The sequence below is a fragment of the Caballeronia sp. LjRoot31 genome, from assembly GCF_964253885.1.
Taxonomy (GTDB): domain Bacteria; phylum Pseudomonadota; class Gammaproteobacteria; order Burkholderiales; family Burkholderiaceae; genus Caballeronia.
This window is the reverse complement of record NZ_CAXURX020000001.1, coordinates 2,206,932-2,223,863: the sequence shown is the minus strand read 5'-3', so window position 1 is coordinate 2,223,863 and position 16,932 is coordinate 2,206,932. Positions and strand designations below refer to the sequence as shown.

General features: G+C 60.0%; 15 protein-coding genes and 1 riboswitch. Of the genes, 14 read left to right on the top strand and 1 reads right to left on the bottom strand.

All coding sequences use genetic code 11. From position 1 onward, the window contains the following. Positions 1-6: 6 nt before the first annotated feature. The 8 genes from phnL to ACSQ8V_RS09795 all read left to right on the top strand — a co-directional run bounded on the left by phnL (position 7) and on the right by ACSQ8V_RS09795 (position 8,875). Positions 7-801 (top strand): phosphonate C-P lyase system protein PhnL, encoded by a 795-nt coding sequence (phnL, locus tag ACSQ8V_RS09830; RefSeq protein ID WP_436205598.1) that lies wholly within the window; start codon positions 7-9, stop codon positions 799-801. Beyond that, positions 795-1,928: an alpha-D-ribose 1-methylphosphonate 5-triphosphate diphosphatase gene (locus ACSQ8V_RS09825; protein ID WP_436205597.1), complete on the top strand. Its 1,134-nt coding sequence runs from the start codon at positions 795-797 to the stop codon at positions 1,926-1,928. The genes phnL and ACSQ8V_RS09825 overlap by 7 nt, the downstream gene beginning before the upstream one ends. A gap of 481 nt (positions 1,929-2,409) precedes the next feature. Continuing rightward, entirely contained in the window at positions 2,410-3,261 is an 852-nt protein-coding gene (locus tag ACSQ8V_RS09820) for an FAS1-like dehydratase domain-containing protein (protein ID WP_436205596.1), read from the top strand. A 16-nt stretch (positions 3,262-3,277) separates the two neighbouring features. Beyond that, complete coding sequence (locus ACSQ8V_RS09815; RefSeq protein ID WP_436205595.1) at positions 3,278-4,441, top strand: acyl-CoA dehydrogenase family protein; 1,164 nt, start codon at positions 3,278-3,280, stop codon at positions 4,439-4,441. Positions 4,442-4,444: 3 nt separating this feature from the next. Beyond that, the gene (locus ACSQ8V_RS09810) at positions 4,445-5,623 is read left to right on the top strand and encodes a CaiB/BaiF CoA transferase family protein (protein ID WP_436205594.1); all 1,179 of its coding nucleotides are present in this window, start codon (positions 4,445-4,447) and stop codon (positions 5,621-5,623) included. 21 nt (positions 5,624-5,644) lie between these two features. Continuing rightward, the gene (locus tag ACSQ8V_RS09805; RefSeq protein WP_436206630.1) at positions 5,645-7,021 is read left to right on the top strand and encodes an MmgE/PrpD family protein; all 1,377 of its coding nucleotides are present in this window, start codon (positions 5,645-5,647) and stop codon (positions 7,019-7,021) included. Continuing rightward, positions 7,018-7,815, top strand: coding sequence for an HpcH/HpaI aldolase/citrate lyase family protein (locus ACSQ8V_RS09800; protein ID WP_436205593.1), 798 nt, complete (start codon positions 7,018-7,020; stop codon positions 7,813-7,815). The genes ACSQ8V_RS09805 and ACSQ8V_RS09800 overlap by 4 nt, the downstream gene beginning before the upstream one ends. Positions 7,816-7,987: 172 nt before the next feature. Beyond that, positions 7,988-8,875: a LysR family transcriptional regulator gene (locus ACSQ8V_RS09795; RefSeq protein ID WP_436181771.1), complete on the top strand. Its 888-nt coding sequence runs from the start codon at positions 7,988-7,990 to the stop codon at positions 8,873-8,875. A 62-nt stretch (positions 8,876-8,937) separates the two neighbouring features. Here the strand turns inward: ACSQ8V_RS09795 and ACSQ8V_RS09790 are convergent, their stop codons facing one another. Continuing rightward, on the bottom strand, positions 8,938-10,152 hold the full coding sequence (locus ACSQ8V_RS09790; RefSeq protein ID WP_436205592.1) for a winged helix-turn-helix domain-containing protein: 1,215 nt from the start codon (positions 10,150-10,152) through the stop codon (positions 8,938-8,940). Between the two features lie 405 nt (positions 10,153-10,557). Here ACSQ8V_RS09790 and ACSQ8V_RS09785 point away from each other — a divergent pair, with 405 nt between their 5' ends. The 6 genes from ACSQ8V_RS09785 (at position 10,558) to ACSQ8V_RS09760 (ending at position 16,486) form a co-directional block, all read left to right on the top strand. Continuing rightward, entirely contained in the window at positions 10,558-11,574 is a 1,017-nt protein-coding gene (locus tag ACSQ8V_RS09785) for a porin (RefSeq protein ID WP_213768447.1), read from the top strand. A gap of 111 nt (positions 11,575-11,685) precedes the next feature. Further along, on the top strand, positions 11,686-12,405 hold the full coding sequence (locus ACSQ8V_RS09780) for a GntR family transcriptional regulator (RefSeq protein WP_213768448.1): 720 nt from the start codon (positions 11,686-11,688) through the stop codon (positions 12,403-12,405). A gap of 197 nt (positions 12,406-12,602) precedes the next feature. Continuing rightward, positions 12,603-13,670 carry an ABC transporter substrate-binding protein gene (locus tag ACSQ8V_RS09775; protein WP_436205591.1) on the top strand — a complete coding sequence of 356 codons (1,068 nt, stop codon included), beginning with the start codon at positions 12,603-12,605 and terminating at the stop codon, positions 13,668-13,670. A 19-nt stretch (positions 13,671-13,689) separates the two neighbouring features. Next, positions 13,690-14,562, top strand: coding sequence for an ABC transporter permease (locus ACSQ8V_RS09770; protein WP_436205590.1), 873 nt, complete (start codon positions 13,690-13,692; stop codon positions 14,560-14,562). Next, positions 14,559-15,431: an ABC transporter permease gene (locus ACSQ8V_RS09765; RefSeq protein ID WP_436205589.1), complete on the top strand. Its 873-nt coding sequence runs from the start codon at positions 14,559-14,561 to the stop codon at positions 15,429-15,431. Before ACSQ8V_RS09770 ends, ACSQ8V_RS09765 begins: the two co-directional genes overlap by 4 nt. Beyond that, on the top strand, positions 15,431-16,486 hold the full coding sequence (locus tag ACSQ8V_RS09760) for an ABC transporter ATP-binding protein (protein WP_436205588.1): 1,056 nt from the start codon (positions 15,431-15,433) through the stop codon (positions 16,484-16,486). Before ACSQ8V_RS09765 ends, ACSQ8V_RS09760 begins: the two co-directional genes overlap by 1 nt. Positions 16,487-16,759: 273 nt before the next feature. Beyond that, positions 16,760-16,912, top strand: a riboswitch (adenosylcobalamin (AdoCbl) riboswitch). Positions 16,913-16,932 lie beyond the last annotated feature (20 nt).

Below are 16,932 nucleotides of genomic sequence, written 5' to 3'. Positions count from 1 at the left end.
ACGAGAATGAATGCCAATGCCGATCTTTCCAATGAGCTTGCGTTTGCTGAACGCGCGTCGCTGATGCTGCGCGCGCGCGGGGTCAAGAAGACCTTTACGCTGCATCAGCAGGGTGGCGTGCGCATCGCTGCACTGGGCGGTGTGTCGCTCGATGTAGAACGAGGCGAGTGTGTCGTGTTGTCGGGGCCTTCAGGTGCCGGCAAGAGTACGTTGCTGCGTTGCATGTACGGCAACTATCTGCTCACGCGTGGCACGGTTGCCATCCGCGACGACAGCCGATCATCGCAATACCTGTCGCTTTCGGATGCGTTGCCGCACGATGTAATTCGCCTGCGCCGTACTACGATGGGTTATGTGAGCCAGTTTTTGCGCGCTATCCCGCGGGTGTCGTCGCTTGATCTTGTCAGCGAACCCTTGATCTCGCGTGGTGTGCACGAAGAAGACGCGCGGGTACGTGCCGGCACGCTGCTTGAACGGCTCAACGTGGCGCGGCGTCTGTGGACGCTTGCACCGGCCACGTTCTCAGGCGGTGAACAACAACGCATCAATATCGCGCGGGGGCTGATTGCTGAACAGCCGTTGCTGCTGCTCGACGAACCCACTGCGTCGCTCGATGCCGAGAACCGGCAGGTGGTGGCGGATCTCATCGTGGAAGCGCGCGTGCGGGGCGCGGCAATCGTCGGCATTTTTCATGACGAGGACACGCGTGAACGTGTTGCCACTCGCGTGATCCAACTCAACGCGCCCGCCGCACAGGCGGCAACGGCTTCAACGACTACGGAAACCTTGCAGACATGCTGATCAAAAACGCGCGTATTGTCACTCGCGATGAAGAGTTCACAGGCGTATTACAGGTAGCCGGGGGCTGCATAACCGAGGTAGCGCCTGGCACGACCTCGGTTGCTGAAGCCGAGGACTGGGGCGGCGATTATCTGTTGCCTGGACTTGTCGAACTGCATACCGACAACATCGAAAAGCATATCGCGCCGCGTCCGGGCGTGTTGTGGAATCACGACGCGGCCATCCTCGTGCACGATGCTCAAGTGGCAACTGCCGGCATCACGACAGTTTTCGATTCACTCGCGATTGGCTCGCGTGGAGGCGTGGGCGTACGCGGCAAGGAGATACAAACCAACTGCGCGCGCTCGATCGAGCGGCTGGCAGAGAGCGGCATGCTGCGCGTTGATCACTTCCTGCATCTGCGATGCGAAGTGGCGGCAGCGGACGTGCTCGACGTATTCGAGGGACTGGTTTCGCATCCGCTTTTGCGCCTTGTCTCCGTGATGGACCATACGCCGGGCCAGCGTCAATGGCACGATCCGGTCCAGTGGCGCCGGTATCAGGAGCGTCATGGAAAATGGACCGACGAACACGCAAGCACGGTGCTCAGTGAACTGACTGAGGACCAGCATCGGTACGCGCGGGTTCATCGCAGCGAGATCGTCGCGCGGTGCAAAACGCTGGGTCTGCCGCTCGCGAGTCACGACGACACGTCCATCGAGCACGTGCTGGAAGCTGTGAATGACGGTATTGTCCTCGCCGAATTTCCGACGACGCTGGCCGCGGCGCAGGCGGCGAGGGATCATGGCATTGCAACGATCATGGGTGCGCCGAACGTCGTACGGGGCGGCTCGCATTCGGGCAACGTATCCGCGCTTGAGATGGCGCGTGCGGGGCTGCTCGACATCTTGTCGTCGGACTATGTGCCGTCGAGTTTGCTCACCGCCACCTTTGAACTCGTCGATAAAGCCGGGTGGTCGCTGCCACAGGCTATTCGCACGATATCGTCGGCGCCGGCCAAGGCGGCGGGTTTGTCGGATCGTGGCTCGATTGGCCTTGGCCTCAGGGCCGATTTTGTGCGGGTCGCAATGGCAGGTCGCTTGCCCGTGCCGCGCGCGACGTACCTCGAAGGCCTGCGTGTAGCGTGATTGCCGGAAGAGGGTAGACGCGTTGATTACTGACTCTGACTATGCGCTCGTGCCTTTGACCATCTGGAAGCGGCTCGTTCGGGCAGCATGAAGGCGCGATCTTGGCGCCGCGGCCCGATTCGCGTCGTTGTCCCTGAACGCCGACGCGTGCTCGAAGCACAAGGCGCCAAGACACGCCGAACCCAAGCTTCATCGAAAAGCAATTGTCGACCGGCACGCCCAAACCACACTCGCAGCCCTTCCAGCCGGGCGTTTTCTGCCAAGCATAGCGGTACAGCACCACGTCAAATAGCCTCTATACCGGCGCGAGCGGGCATCACTCCGTGCACGCGCCGGAGGCGCCTTGAACTGAGCGTTAACTAAAACAAAACCCCCGATTCAGAAATCACGACTTCGCGAAACGGGTAGACGGGTTCATAGTCGAAGTCATTGCTGACGCCGCCTATCTACCCCGCTGCCACGTACAACGAGAGACGCCATCGTGCCCGAAGCGACTGAAAGATTCGACGACTGGCTGGATAAGACGCAAGTTGTTCATGACGTGATTACCGCTTTCCCGCTGGCGGCCATGGCCGCTACGCTGAACCGGGAACCCGAGACGAAAAACGTGCCGCCGCTATGGCACTGGCTCTACTTTTTACCGATCGCGCCCTTATCTGAAACCGGTCCCGACGGCCACCCGAAACGCGGCGGTTTCCTGCCGCCCGTGCCGCTGCCGCGCCGGATGTGGGCGGGCGGACGCCTGACATTTCACGCGCCGCTAGTGGTTGGCGAAGAGGCGACGCGCACGTCGACCATTGTGAATATCGAGGACAAGACGGGCCGCACCGGGCGGCTCGTGTTCGTGACGGTGCAGCATGAGATTGAAGTGGACGGTACGCTCAAGATCGAGGAAGAGCACGACATTGTGTATCGCGACGAGCCCGCACCCGACGCCATCAACGCGCCGAAGAAAGAACCGGCCAAAGCACCCGCCGACGAGACCTTCAGCCGCGAGATACCGACCGAGCCCGTGCTGCTGTTCCGTTACTCGGCGCTGACTTTCAACAGTCACCGGATTCATTACGATCATCCTTATGTTACGCAGGAAGAGGGGTATCCGGGGTTGATCGTGCACGGCCCGTTGATCGCCACCATGCTCGTGGATCTCGTGCGCCGCGAGTTGCCCGATGCGAATATCGCAAGCTTCGCTTTCCGCGCGCTGCGCCCGACCTTTGCGCCCAATCCATTTACCGTGTGCGGCAAACGATCGGATGACGGCCGAACCGTCGAGTTATGGGCGAAAGACCACGACGGTTACCTGACGATGCGCGCCACCGCGACGCTCGCCTGAATCTAAAAAAGTCCCTATGCAGACCACCCACTCCGATCAGTTCCAGGACATTCGCGAAGCGGTTCGCGACCTGTGCCAGCAATTTTCCGGCGACTATTTTCGGAAGATAGATGAAGCGCGCGGTTATCCGGAAACCTTCGTTGATGCATTGACGAAAGCGGGTTGGCTCGCCGCGCTGATTCCGCAGGAATACGGTGGTTCGGGACTGGGCCTGACGGAAGCGTCGGTGATCATGGAGGAGATCAATCGGGCTGGTGGCAATTCCGGCGCATGCCATGGTCAGATGTACAACATGGGCACGTTGCTGCGGCATGGCTCGGCGCAACAGAAAGAACGCTACCTGCCGCAGATCGCGAGCGGTGATTTGCGCCTCCAGTCGATGGGCGTCACCGAACCGACCACCGGCACGGACACGACGAAGATCAAGACCACCGCGGAACGCCGCGGCGACCGTTACGTCATCAACGGCCAGAAGGTATGGATCTCGCGGGTGCAGCATTCCGACCTGATGATCCTGCTTGCCCGCACGACGCCGCTCGCCGATGTAAAACGCAAGTCCGAAGGCATGTCCATTTTCATCGTAGACCTGCGTGAGGCGATCGGCCACGGCATGACCGTGCAGCCGATCCTGAACATGGTCAACCATGAGACCAACGAACTCTTCTTCGACAACCTGGATATCCCCGCTGAAAACCTGATCGGGGAGGAAGGGCAGGGGTTCAAGTACATTCTCGACGGCCTCAATGCGGAGCGTACGTTGATTGCGGCGGAATGTATTGGCGACGGCTACTGGTTCGTCGACAAGGTGACGGCCTATGCGAAAGAACGCATCGTATTCGGACGGCCTATTGGGCAGAACCAGGGCGTGCAGTTTCCCATCGCGCGCTCGTTCGTTAACGTGGAAGCGGCAAGCTTGATGCGTTTTGAAGCGGCGCGTCGTTTCGATGCTCACGAACCCTGCGGCGCGCAAGCCAACATGGCGAAGTTGCTGGCGGCGGACGCGTCGTGGGAAGCAGCCAACGCGTGCCTGCAATTTCACGGTGGTTTCGGGTTCGCCTGTGAATACGACGTTGAACGCAAGTTCCGCGAGACGCGGTTGTATCAGGTCGCGCCCATCTCCACCAACTTGATCCTTTCGTATGTCGCCGAACATATCCTCGGTTTGCCACGGTCATTCTGAATCGTGAGACCACTCGACGGCATCAAGGTCATTACGCTCGAACACGCGATTGCCGCGCCGTTCTGTACGCGTCAACTCGCCGATCTGGGCGCACGCGTGATCAAGATCGAGCGGCCAGGAACGGGCGATTTCGCACGTAGTTATGATGAACGCGTGGATGGGCTCGCGTCGCATTTCGTGTGGACGAACCGCTCGAAGGAAAGCCTGTCACTCGATGTCAAGCAACCGGAAGCCGCGAAGATTCTCGATACTTTGGTGGCGGATGCTGACGTGCTGGTGCAAAACCTTGCGCCGGGTGCGGCGGACCGGCTCGGCCTCGGCTACGACACGCTGAGCAAGAAGTACCCGAAGCTGATTGTCTGCGACATCTCGGGCTACGGGGCCGACGGTCCGTATCGTGACAAGAAGGCGTATGACCTGCTGATCCAGAGCGAATCAGGATTCCTGTCGATTACCGGATCGCCCGGAGAACCTGCGAAAGCGGGCTGCTCGATCGCTGATATTGCCGCCGGCATGTATGCGTATTCGAACATCCTGAGCGCGCTGATCTTGCGCGGACGCACGGGCAAAGGTTGCCGCATCGACGTGTCGATGCTCGAAAGCATGGTCGAATGGATGGGTTATCCGTTGTACTACGCAATTGGTGACCAGAGTCCGCCTGCGTTATCCGGCGCGTCGCACGCGACGATCTACCCGTACGGCCCGTTCCTGGCCGGCGACGGCAAGACGGTCATGCTGGGTTTGCAGAACGAACGTGAATGGAAAGTGTTTTGCGAACGCGTGCTTGAACAGCCGTCGCTGGCCACCGATCCGCGCTTCGACGCGAATTCGAAACGCTCGGCATCACGCAGTATCTTGCGCGAACTGATTATCGCTGCGTTCAGCACACTGACCGCGGCCGAGGTCCTGCAACGACTCGACGCCGCGGGCATTGCCAACGCGCAGATGAATACGCTGGCCGATGTCTGGGCGCATCCGCAACTCAAGTCGCGCGATCGCTGGCGCGAAGTCGGCACATCGGCGGGACTGATTCCCGCGTTGCTGCCGCCGGGCATGCCGAACGGGTTCATGCCGCGCATGGACCCGGTTCCGGCGCTGGGCGAACACACGGACGCCATCCTGCGTGAACTCGGCTACGAAGCCTCGCAGATCCAGGCGTTGCGCGAAGCCGGCACCCTCTAAACCTTTCAGGCGATCACCATGATGACCGATCATCCCAGCCGCACGCTCGCGACCTTCGCGGCATCGCTTCACTTCGACGATATTCCGCAGCACGTCGTGGAGCGCACGGTGAACCTGTATGTCGACTGGCTCGGGTCGGCGCTGGGCGGCAAGGGCGCGCGGCCGGTCGAAAGCATCGCATTGTTCGCGAGCATGGCGGGCGCGGCGAACGGCAACGGCCAGTCGGAAGTGCTGATCGACCGCACGCGCGCGACGCCGTATTTCGCCGCGATGGTGAACGCGGCCGCCTCGCATTTCGTGGAACAGGACGACGTGCATAACGGCTCCGTGTTTCATCCGGCGACGGTCGTGTTCCCCGTCGCGTTGGCGTTGGCGCAGGCCGCGCACGCGTCGGGCCGGGACTTTATCGCGGCGGTGGTGGCTGGGTACGAGGTGGGGATTCGCATTGGCGAATTTCTTGGGCGCTCGCACTACAAGGTCTTTCATACGACGGGTACGGCCGGAACTGTCGCGGCGGCGGCCACCGCGGGACGGATGCTGGGTTTAACGCCGGTGCAGATGCTCGACGCGTTTGGTTCGGCCGGTACGCAGGCTAGCGGGCTGTGGGAGTTCTTGCGTGACGCCGCCGATTCCAAACAGCTTCACACGGCCATGGCGGCCGCCAACGGCCTGATGGGGGCCGCCCTTGGGGCCGACGGCTTCAAGGGCGCCACGCGCATCCTGGAGGGCGAGAAGGGCATGGCGGCAGGCATGTCCACGGACGCCGACCCGTCTCGCCTCACCGACCGCCTGGGCGAACGCTGGGCGCTGACTGAAACCTCGTTCAAGTATCACGCTGCTTGCCGCCATACCCATCCCGCCGCTGACGCGTTACTTGCAGTGATGGCAGAGCATGGCCTAAAGCCGCAAGACATCGAGCGCGTGACGGCGCGGGTGCATCAAGGTGCAATCGATGTACTGGGCGCTGTGACCGTGCCCACGACGGTTCATCAGGCGAAGTTCAACATGGGTACGGTGCTGGCGCTCGTCGCTTATCACGGTTATGCGGGCGTGACGGAGTTCGAGGAAGGCTACGCCGCTACAAAGGTCGCCGCTTTTCGCGACAAGGTAGAAATGGTCTTCGACGAAGAAGTTGACCTTGCCTATCCAGCCCGCTGGATAGGCAAGGTGACGGTCCACACGCGCGATGGCCGCGAACTGACGGGGCGGGTCGATGAACCGAAGGGCGACCCCGGCAACACGCTTTCACGCGAAGAGATCACCATGAAGTTTCGGCGGCTTGCCGCCTTCTCGGGCGCGGCGTCGGACGAAGACGCATCGCGTTTGCTCGACGCCGCGTGGGGCATTGCATCGGAGACACGCATCGGTTCGCTCTTTGAAACGGATGTGCGGGCATGAGCGAGCGTTCTTATCTGTTCGTCCCGGGCAATCGTCCCGAGCGTTTCGAAAAGGCCCGCGCGAGCGGCGCCGACGCCGTGATCTTCGATCTGGAAGATGCGGTCCAGCCGCAAGAAAAGTCATCCGCTCTTGATGCAGTGCTCGGGCACATGGACGCAGCCCGTCCCGCTTTCGTACGGATCAATGCAGCGGATACCGAGTGGTTTGCCAACGATGCAGCGGTGATCGCGAATCATCCGGGCGTGGCGGGTATCGTGTTGCCGAAGGCTGAAACGTGCGAGCAGATAGAGACGGTGCTGGCGCATGCGCATGCGTCGCTGACCATTCTGCCAATCGTGGAAACCGCGCGGGGATTCGCAAACCTTACGCTGCTATGCGGGGCTCCGCGGGTACAGCGCATCGTGTTCGGCACGCTGGATTTTCAGATCGACTTGAACGTGGAGGGCGACGGCGAGGAACTCGATATGTTCCGCTCGCAGATCGTGCTCGCGTCGCGGCTGGCCGGCTTGGCCATGCCGGTCGATGGTGTCTCGACCGTGCTGGACGATCCTGTCACCATTGAGGCCGAAGCACGGCGGGGCCGTCGTTTTGGTTACGGCGCGAAGCTCTGTATTCATCCGAAGCAGATCGACGCTGTGCATCGCGCATATGCATGGACGGCTGCGGAGCTGGCCTGGGCCGGGCGTGTGCTGGAGGCGGTGGAAGCAAGCGGCGGTGCGGCGGTAGCTGTGGACGGGAAGATGGTCGATATGCCGGTGATCCTGAAAGCACGGCGAATGGTGGGCGCACGCTGAGCAACGTTTAGAAAAGGCATACGGCGCTTTGACAGTTTCAAGGCTTCAACTCTGACAGAGCGCGCGGCTCGGTGGAATTCAGCATTGTTGAGGATGCGCTTCATGGTCCGTTAAGATTGCGGTTTCGGTTCATTTCCGCCACCGCTATCTGCCACCCCAAGCCGCCACCGACATGCATTTCGATTTCGTCGATCTGACGCTCATTGTCAATCTGGCCGACACCAGGAACCTCGCACGAGCCGCCGAGCGCTGCCATATCTCGCCTCCCGCGGCGAGCAACCGTATCAAGAACCTTGAAGAGCAGTTGGGTTTCAAGCTCTTGTACCGGACCAGCCAGGGCATGACGCTGACACCGGCGGGCGAGGCATTCGTGCATCACGCGCGCCTGGTGCAAGAGCGCGTGGAGCATCTGGCCGGTGACATGCAGGAGTATGGCGAGGGCATCAAGGGGCATGTACGCATCTGGGCCAACACCACCGCGATCAGCGAATTCCTGCCTTCAGTACTGAGCGCTTTCCTGCGCGATCATCCGGATATCAATATCGACCTGCGCGAAGTGCTGAGCGGCGAGATCGTCAAGGGCGTGGCGGAGAGTGCGACGGACATAGGTATCGTGGCGGGCAATGTGCGCGCCGATCACCTGGAGATGTTGCCGTATCGCGATGACCGGCTGGTGCTGGTGACGTCGCTGGATCATCCGCTGGCGGCTGAGGAATCGGTCGACTTCGCCCGTACACTGAACGACAATTTCGTCGGACTGCCAACGACCAGCGCGATCCATGCGTTCATCGTCACTGCCGCGAACGCACTGGGTGCGCGCCTGAAACTGCGCATTCAGGTAGGCAATTTTGAAGCTGCATGCCGGATGATCGAACTGGGTGTTGGCATTGGCATCGTTCCCGAATCGGTGGCGAAACGCCACGGCAAGACCTTGAATATCCGCATGATCCGCCTCAACGACCCGTGGGCCGAACGTAAGCTCAAGATCTGCGTACGCAGCATGAAAGACCTGCCGCCGCTTGCACGGGTGTTGGTGGACCGGCTGACAAGCGCTGTGTGAGGCGGCGAGGGCCGTTGCTGGCCTTCATACGGTGGATATCCGGGAACACGTTGATCCGACGTTCACGACACGCCAGTCAATGCAGCAGCGAGCGTTGCGGGAACGCCCGCGCCGGCTGCTAGCTGCGGTGTCTTATGCCAGTCCGCACAACGCTGCAGCGCGCGGCGCAGGTCGGCCGTCAAGCCTGTGCCCACGCGCACGCCCGGTTCGATATGCAGCGACTTGAGTTCAAAAATACCTTGCGTGCGATGCGCCTTCGCGTCGACCCGTCCAATCAGACGCCCGCGATGCAAGATAGGGAGTGCGAAGTAACCGTACTTGCGCTTTGCGGCTGGCGTATAACATTCGATCGCGTAGTCGAACCCGAACAACGTGCTCGCGCGCTTGCGGTCCCATACGACGGGATCGAACGGCGACAGTACCGTGGTCACTGTGGAAGCGAGGCGGCCGGTGACCACATCGTCCAGTTTGTCCGCCAGGTCGCGGTGCACGAACGCATCTGCCTTCCAGTCGTCGACTCGCACGGGTATCAACTCACCGGCATCGGCGAGTTCATGAAGCGCTGAGGTGTATGGACGGCGTGGCATGCGGTAATAGTCCGCTACCCAGTCGGCACGAGTAATACCCAGCGCGCGACAAGCGCGCTTGAGTAGTTCCTGCGGAACCGCTTCGGCGGGCGGCAGGTCGCGCGCGTCATTCCAGTCCGGCAGCACGCGCTCGGTCACATCATAAATCCGATGGAAATTGCGCCGTTCCGCGACCATCAGTTCACCGGTCGCGAACAGCACTTCCAGGTGACGTTTCTCGGGTTTCCAATCCCACCAGCCGCTGCCATTGCCGCCTTCGCGAGCAAAGTCCGCCGAGCGAATCGGGCCGGTCGCCCGAATGCGCTCGAGCAGGCGCTCGATGTCGTCGCGATGTTTTGCATGCCAGTCTGCCGCGTATTTCCAGCCCATCCCGACAGGATCAAGCATTCGATGACGCAACAGACCGTAGTCTTCTATCGGCACAAGGCAGGCCTCGTGCGACCAGTATTCGAACAGGGAACCCTCGGCCAGATGCTCGTCGAGCCATTGTGGCTGATAGTCGCCAAGGCGGCTGAATAACACAAGATAAGGACTGCGAGCGACCACGTGGATGGTATCGATCTGTAACTGCGCCATGCGGCGGATTGCGTCAAGCACGTCTGTTTTTGTCGCCTTGCGGCGCGGCGGCGTAAGCAGGCCTTGGGCTATCAGATGCAGGGTACGGGCGGCCGACAGGGGGATTGTCTTCATGCGGTGGGCTCATGAGCGGAGGCACTTTGGTCGGATACGTTACCAGAGGACCTGCTTGATCGTGTGGCGGGGGCGGGATGACGAACTGCCGTTGTCAGGATCAGGAAACATCCCGAAGTCCGGGCTCACCTTTCAATCTCGAAAGGACCGCGCGAGCGCCAGGGACGCCGAAGGTTCGAACGTGAAAGGAAGTCATTCAGCGCCGCACGGCGCCTTTGGTCCCGCATACGCACCCGTGCCCTCGCCGTCATCTAAGCATTTTCCCCTACGTGCAAATCGCTTGACTACGAAAAAATGGCAACCTACATTTTGATCCTGTTCATACATGTACTTTTTGGAACGAATAGGTAGGTCAGCTTGTTCACTGCCGTTGCACGTCCACTATTTTTATTACCGGGGGGGTATATGAAGCTGGGTCGATACGCTGCATGTGCAGCGTTGTTGTCGTGTAGTTACGCTCATGCGGATTCTGGCGTGACGCTTTACGGTATCGTGGATGAATTCTTTCAGTATGTGAATACTGGCAATCACTACACCGCCGCCGTCGGATCAAGTTCCGAATGGGCCAGTCGTTTTGGATTAAAAGGCTCCGAGGATATTGGTGACGGCAATAAGGTCAACTTCCAGCTCGAGAACGGTTTTAATCCGAATGACGGCACGTTCGCTTCCACGGGACAGATGTTCAACCGGCAGGCGTGGGTGGGTTTATCGGGTAACTGGGGTGAAGTGAGACTGGGCCGCCAAAACTCGCCCGTCTTTTACGACCAGGGTTATCTGGATGCATTTGGCGCCGCGACCCAGGCGTCCGGATTCAGTAACTTGATGACCTACGTCGTGCGCACAAGTAATACCGTGTCGTATCAGTCACCGGTCATAGGAGGCTTGCAGGCGGGCGTATATGCTGGTTTTGGCGATGCCGGCGGATTGCGCTCGGCGGGTTCGAGTTATCAGGCCGACCTCCAGTACAACAGCGGCCCGATCGCGGCTACCGTGGCATGGCAAGCCGTGAAGAACGCCACCAACTCCTCGACCGATACCGCTGTTGAGGCCGGCGCTTCGTACACCATCCAGAAGGCGACGATTTACGCCGGTTATGCCGCCAGCAGATGGACGGACATTAATCTGAATGTCGACGTTTATGGTGTTTCCGGTAAATATCAATTCACGCCGTCCGTATTTGTTTCGTTAGGCTATACCGCGTTGCATGATAAAACCGCTGCCGCCAATAATGCGAACCAGATTGCCGCACTGGCTCAATATGATCTATCTAAAAGTACCAGCGTATACGGCACGATTTCTTATCTGACCAATCACAATCAGGCGTCGTATACGTTGGCTGGATCAGCGAATTCAGGTTTACCGCTGGCTAATCCCGGCGCCAATCCGCACGGCATCTCGATTGGTATGTTCCATAAGTTCTAGATTTCATGTTTGGCAAGACGCATGAAAACATGTTCATACATGTTCGCATAAACTCATTTCCTTTCTTTCGACGCTCAGGACAGAAAGATCACCACGATCGGGGGCGCTGCAATGAAAAAACGTTCGAACAATGTGGGCGCCTCAAAAGCGGAAATGGTCGCCGCGACGATCCAGGACGAGATCTTGACCGGGCGCTTGCCGTACGGCGTCCTGCTGGAAAGCGAGAGTGAGTTGGTGCAGCGGTTCTCGGTCAGCCGAAACACGGTTCGCAAGGGTCTTGAGGAACTGATGAATACGGGCCTGATTACCCGCAAGGTCGGCGTGGGTTCGTTTGTCACTTACAACGGTCAGACGCTGGATAGTGCGCTGGGCTGGTCAAAGGCGCTCGAAACGGCGGACGGCGGTGCTCAAACCCGGTTGCTGCAAATCCGGGTGATCCAGGATGAAAAGCTCGCCGTTCAACTCGCGCTGCAACAGCCTGCCTTTATCGCAGTGGACCGGTTGCGGGTGTTGGCGGACTCGGAACGGCCGATTTCGCTCGAACTCAGCCGGATTCCGTTCTCCGACCGGCTGGCGGACCTGCCGTTGCAGGGGTTGATCGGCGGCTCCTTGAACCAGACCTTGATCGAGTACGGCATGGCTGCGGATCACGGCGAAGAATGGGCGGAGGTGATCGGGCTCGAACAAGCCGACGCCGACATCCTGAAGCACCCGCCGGGCAAGTCGTTCCTGCGCACCCGTCGTCTCACGCGTGACAAGAACGGCAACCCGGTCGAATACGTCGTCAGTCTGCTCGATCCCGCCTATTTTGGATTGCACCTGGAGTTTTGAACGTGCCTTGGGGCGGGCGAGCAAGGACAGATGGATTGACCGCCCATTGTGTCGCTTCCATGCAGCCGTTGCTGATGCGCTAAGAGGCGCCCGCCTGGGAAAGATCACCGCGCTTGATGATTCACTAAGTTGTATTAACTAGTTACTGCCGCAGCCTGTGCTGCTTGAGTTCAACTTGATTGCCGGGAGTCCATGAAATGGCATTGATCGATAAAATACTTAAACGGGCGTTGACGTGCGCAATGGCAACAGCCGCCCTGGCTTCGTTTGCCGTGCACGCCGAAGATGTCCACGTGCTGAACTGGAAGGGGTATGGCACGGATGAGCCCTGGGCGCTCAAGGAGTTCGAAGCGAAGACCGGGTATCACGTGGTCAACGACTTCTTCAACTCCGAGCAGGAAATGCTCACCAAGCTGCGTACCAACCCGGGCGCGTACGACGTGGTGATGGTCAACAGCGCGTTCAACCAGCAAGCACGCGAACAAAACCTGCTTCAGCCTATCGATGTGACGGGGATGTCGAACGTCGCCGACCTGAACCCCAAGATGCGCCATTCTCATTTGCTGGAGATTGGCGGCCAGAGCTACGGCATTCCGTGGGTGTGGGGCGTGACGTCGTTTGCTGTCAACGACACAAAGGTCCATCCGGTTCCGGACACCATCCAGGCGCTGTGGGACCCGGCGTACAAAGGCCATGTCGGCATGCGTGACGACGCAATCGAAGCGGTCCAGTTCGCAGCGCTCGCAACGGGCCAGAATATCAACGACATCAAGAATCTCGATGCCGTCAAGGACAAGCTCAAGGCGCTGACCGGGCAACTGAAAACGTTCTGGAGTTCAGAGAACGACTGGAACCAGTATGTGGCGTCGGGGGTGTTTTACATCTCCACGTATTGGAGCGGATCAGCCGCACGCGCGCGCAACAAGTTCAACCTGCCGGTCACCTTCGTGATCCCGAAGGAAGGGGCGATCGGCTGGCTGGATTCCCTGTCGATTCCCAAGGGCGCGCATAACGTCGCCGGCGCGAAAGCCTTCATCAACTACATGATCGATCCTGGTTTCTACACGCAGTGGGATTCCCGTGTCGGCGCGCCGGTCTCGGCCAACGTCAAGGCAGTTGCAGCGTTGCCGGCCGACGCGTTCAACCGTGCGGTGCTGGCGAATCCGGCGGTGCAGTCGCGGATCCAGTTCCAGGAGCCGATCACCGACGACAAGCGCAAGGCTTACCTGCAGTTATGGCAGGAAATCAAGGCCCAGGCCGACTGACGACGTTCAAGGAAGTGCCATGAAATTTGCCCTCAGTTCGCCGCAAGGCCGACCGCTGGTTCGCGCCATGACGCTGGCCGGACCCGCCTACGTATGGCTCCTGCTAGCGGTGTTCCTGCCTTTGTCGGTCATGCTGTTCTACAGCTTCATGTCCGACGTGCCGACGAGCGGCGGCAACTGGTCGCTGACGTTCCAGAACTACCTGACGTTCTTCGATGAACCGCTGTATCGGAAGCTGATGGTGCGTTCGCTTGGACTCAGCGCCCAGGTCACGCTGATCTGCACGGTGCTCGGTTTTCCGTGCGCCTACATGCTCGCGAAAGTAATACGTGGACGCACGCGTGAAGCGCTGTTCCTGCTGATCATCCTGCCGTTCTGGAGCAACGGGCTGGTGCGGATATTCTCCTGGAACATGGTACTGCGCAGTGGCGGACCGGTGGACTGGGTGCTTAATCATCTCTGGCCGTGGACAGTCAGCACCGACCTGATGTTCTCTTATCCGGCAATCGTGATCGGACTGGTGCATTCCTACTTGCCGTATTCGGTGCTGACCGCTTATCTGAGCCTGCAGGCTATTGACGACTCCCTGATCGAAGCGGCTCGTTCAATGGGCGCGGGACGCGTGACCATCCTGCGCCGGCTGATCCTGCCGCTTGCGATGCCCGGCATGCTGGCGGGCGCCGTGTTGACCTTCGTGCCCGTGGTGGGAGCCTTCATGGAACCGCGGTTGCTCGGCGGGCGCAAGGGCACGTTCATCGGCACGGTCATCGAGGACCAGTTCGTTGCCGTATTCAACTGGCCGCTCGGCGCTGCATTGTCGTTCACGCTGCTGGCCCTCGTGCTGGCAATCCTGTTTGCCGGCATGCGGCTCTCGCGGAGGAAGGACAAATGAAGCAGGACAACACCATCGGGTCAATCGAGTTGGACACGCCGGCTGCCTCCAACGCGCCGCATACACCGCGTCGCAGGACGTGGACCGTGGGTGCATCGCTTGGGGCAATCGGCTACGGGTACGTCGTGGTCATGATTGGCTTTCTATATTTGCCGATTTTGGTCATGGCGTTGATGTCGGCTAACGCGTCGCCGCTTTATGAGTTGCCGTTTCATTTCACCACGCACTGGTATCAGGCGCTCGCCGAGGACGGCGTGCTGAAGGCGGCGGCGTTCCGGAGCATCGAGATCGCGCTGTGGACCACGTTGTTGTCCACCATTCTCGGCGTGATGGCGTCGCTGGCATTCTTTCGATACGACTTCGCGGGCAAGCGTTTCCTGCAAGCCATGCTGTTCCCGCCGATGGCGATCCCCTGGCTGATCACGGGCACCGCGATGCTGATTTTCTTCTTCGCGATCGGTATCGGGCGGGGCTTGCACGCCATCCTGCTCGGTCACGTGGCGCTCGCGTTGCCCTACGTGATCATCGTGGTCGGCGCGCGCTTGCGCACGTTCTCACCTGAACTGGAACTGGCCGCCCGTTCGCTTGGCGCGAGCGGCTGGCAGATCACGTGGCGCGTGACCTTGCCCGCGATTGCACCTGGCGTGGTGGCAGGGGCCTTGTTTGCATTCGCCGTGTCGTTCGATCAGTTCGTCGTCTCGTACTTCCTGTCCGACCCGGGCGAGACCACGCTGCCGGTCGAAATATACAGCGCGATCCGCAAGGGCTTTACGCCCGAGATCAACGCAATTTCAACCATCATCATTGTCGTGTCGATGGGCACGATGTTGATCGTGTCACGGCTGTATCGATTTGGTGGAGAGCAATAATGGCCGAAGTCAACGTAATCAAGGTATCGAAGCAGTACGGCGAATCACGCGCGCTGGACGACGTATCCATCCGTTTCGCGGAGGGCGGCCTCTATGGGCTGCTCGGACCGTCAGGCAGCGGCAAGACAACGCTCCTGCGCATGATTGCCGGCTTTGTGTTCCCGGACAGCGGGCAGATTCGCATCGACGATCAGCCGGTCGAACGCTTGCCCGTGGAGCGGCGGGAGATCGGCATGGTGTTCCAGAACTATGCGTTGTTCCCAAATATGAATGTGGCCGACAACGTCGCATTCGGGTTGTCCGTGAGGCATGTGGACAAGAGCGAGATCAAGCGCCGGGTGGGGGAGGTGCTGGATCTCGTGCAACTCGGCAGCCTGCACGCACGCGGGATCAATCAATTGTCGGGCGGGCAGCGCCAGCGCGTCGCACTGGCGCGCGCCATTGTGACGCGTCCTCGCGTGTTGCTGCTCGACGAACCGCTGAGCGCGCTGGACAAATCTTTGCGAGTGGACATGCAGGTCGAATTGCGCCGCATCCAGCGCGATGTCGCGATCACGACCGTATTCGTCACGCACGACCAGGAAGAAGCGCTTACGTTGAGTGATCGTGTAGGTATCCTGCGCGATGGACGATTGATCCAGGAAGGGACCGCACGCGAACTCTACGATCAACCGGCCAGCGAGTTCGCCGCCACTTTTCTCGGCGATGCCAACATTCTCAACGGTCGACTGGAGACCGGTGGCATGCGCATTAACGATGGCAGCTTGATTCGTTTCGGATCGCGCTCCGCTGTATCTGGTCAGATGAAGTGTGCGGTACGTCCCGAGAAAATCGCGCTCCAGCGTGCAACGGGCGCGGCCGCGCCGAGCGCGCATAACCGGCTGACGGCACAGGTTGCCCATCACGTCTTTGCCGGTGTGAATACAACCTATATGCTCGACTGGTGCGGCCAGCGGCTCAAGGTCCATGTGCAAAACTCCGGCGAGGACCTGATCCCGGTCGGCTCGCAAGTGACGTTGAGTTGGTCGCCCGACAGCACGATCCTGGTCCACTAAGGAGCTTTCAAGATCCGCATACCCTCTGGCGCGGGGCAGGGGATAGTAATTCCGTTCGTCCTGGGTCTAGTCCGGGAGATCAGGCACATGTCGGATCGGAGGTGGCGCGCTCAGAGTCCCACCCCCGACCGTCTCCAACGTGATTGCACTCAATACGCAAATATTCCGAAAGGTCGCTGGCGATAACCAGCAGGCATGAATCTCGTGCTGCCAGGGGCACCCGCACCGCCGGTTACTCAATAACCCCGACTTGATAGTGTCGATGGGGATTCGGAAGTAAAATGCGCGCATACGACTCGTGGAAGCTGGTGTAAATCCAGCACGGTCGCGCCACTGTGACCGGTTTCAGCACAAACCGGAAGTCAGACCTCGGCGTCGTATACCTCTTTTCTGACTTTGGGGCGCGCACTCCCCGGGAGACAAACATGACCGATGACCGATACTGC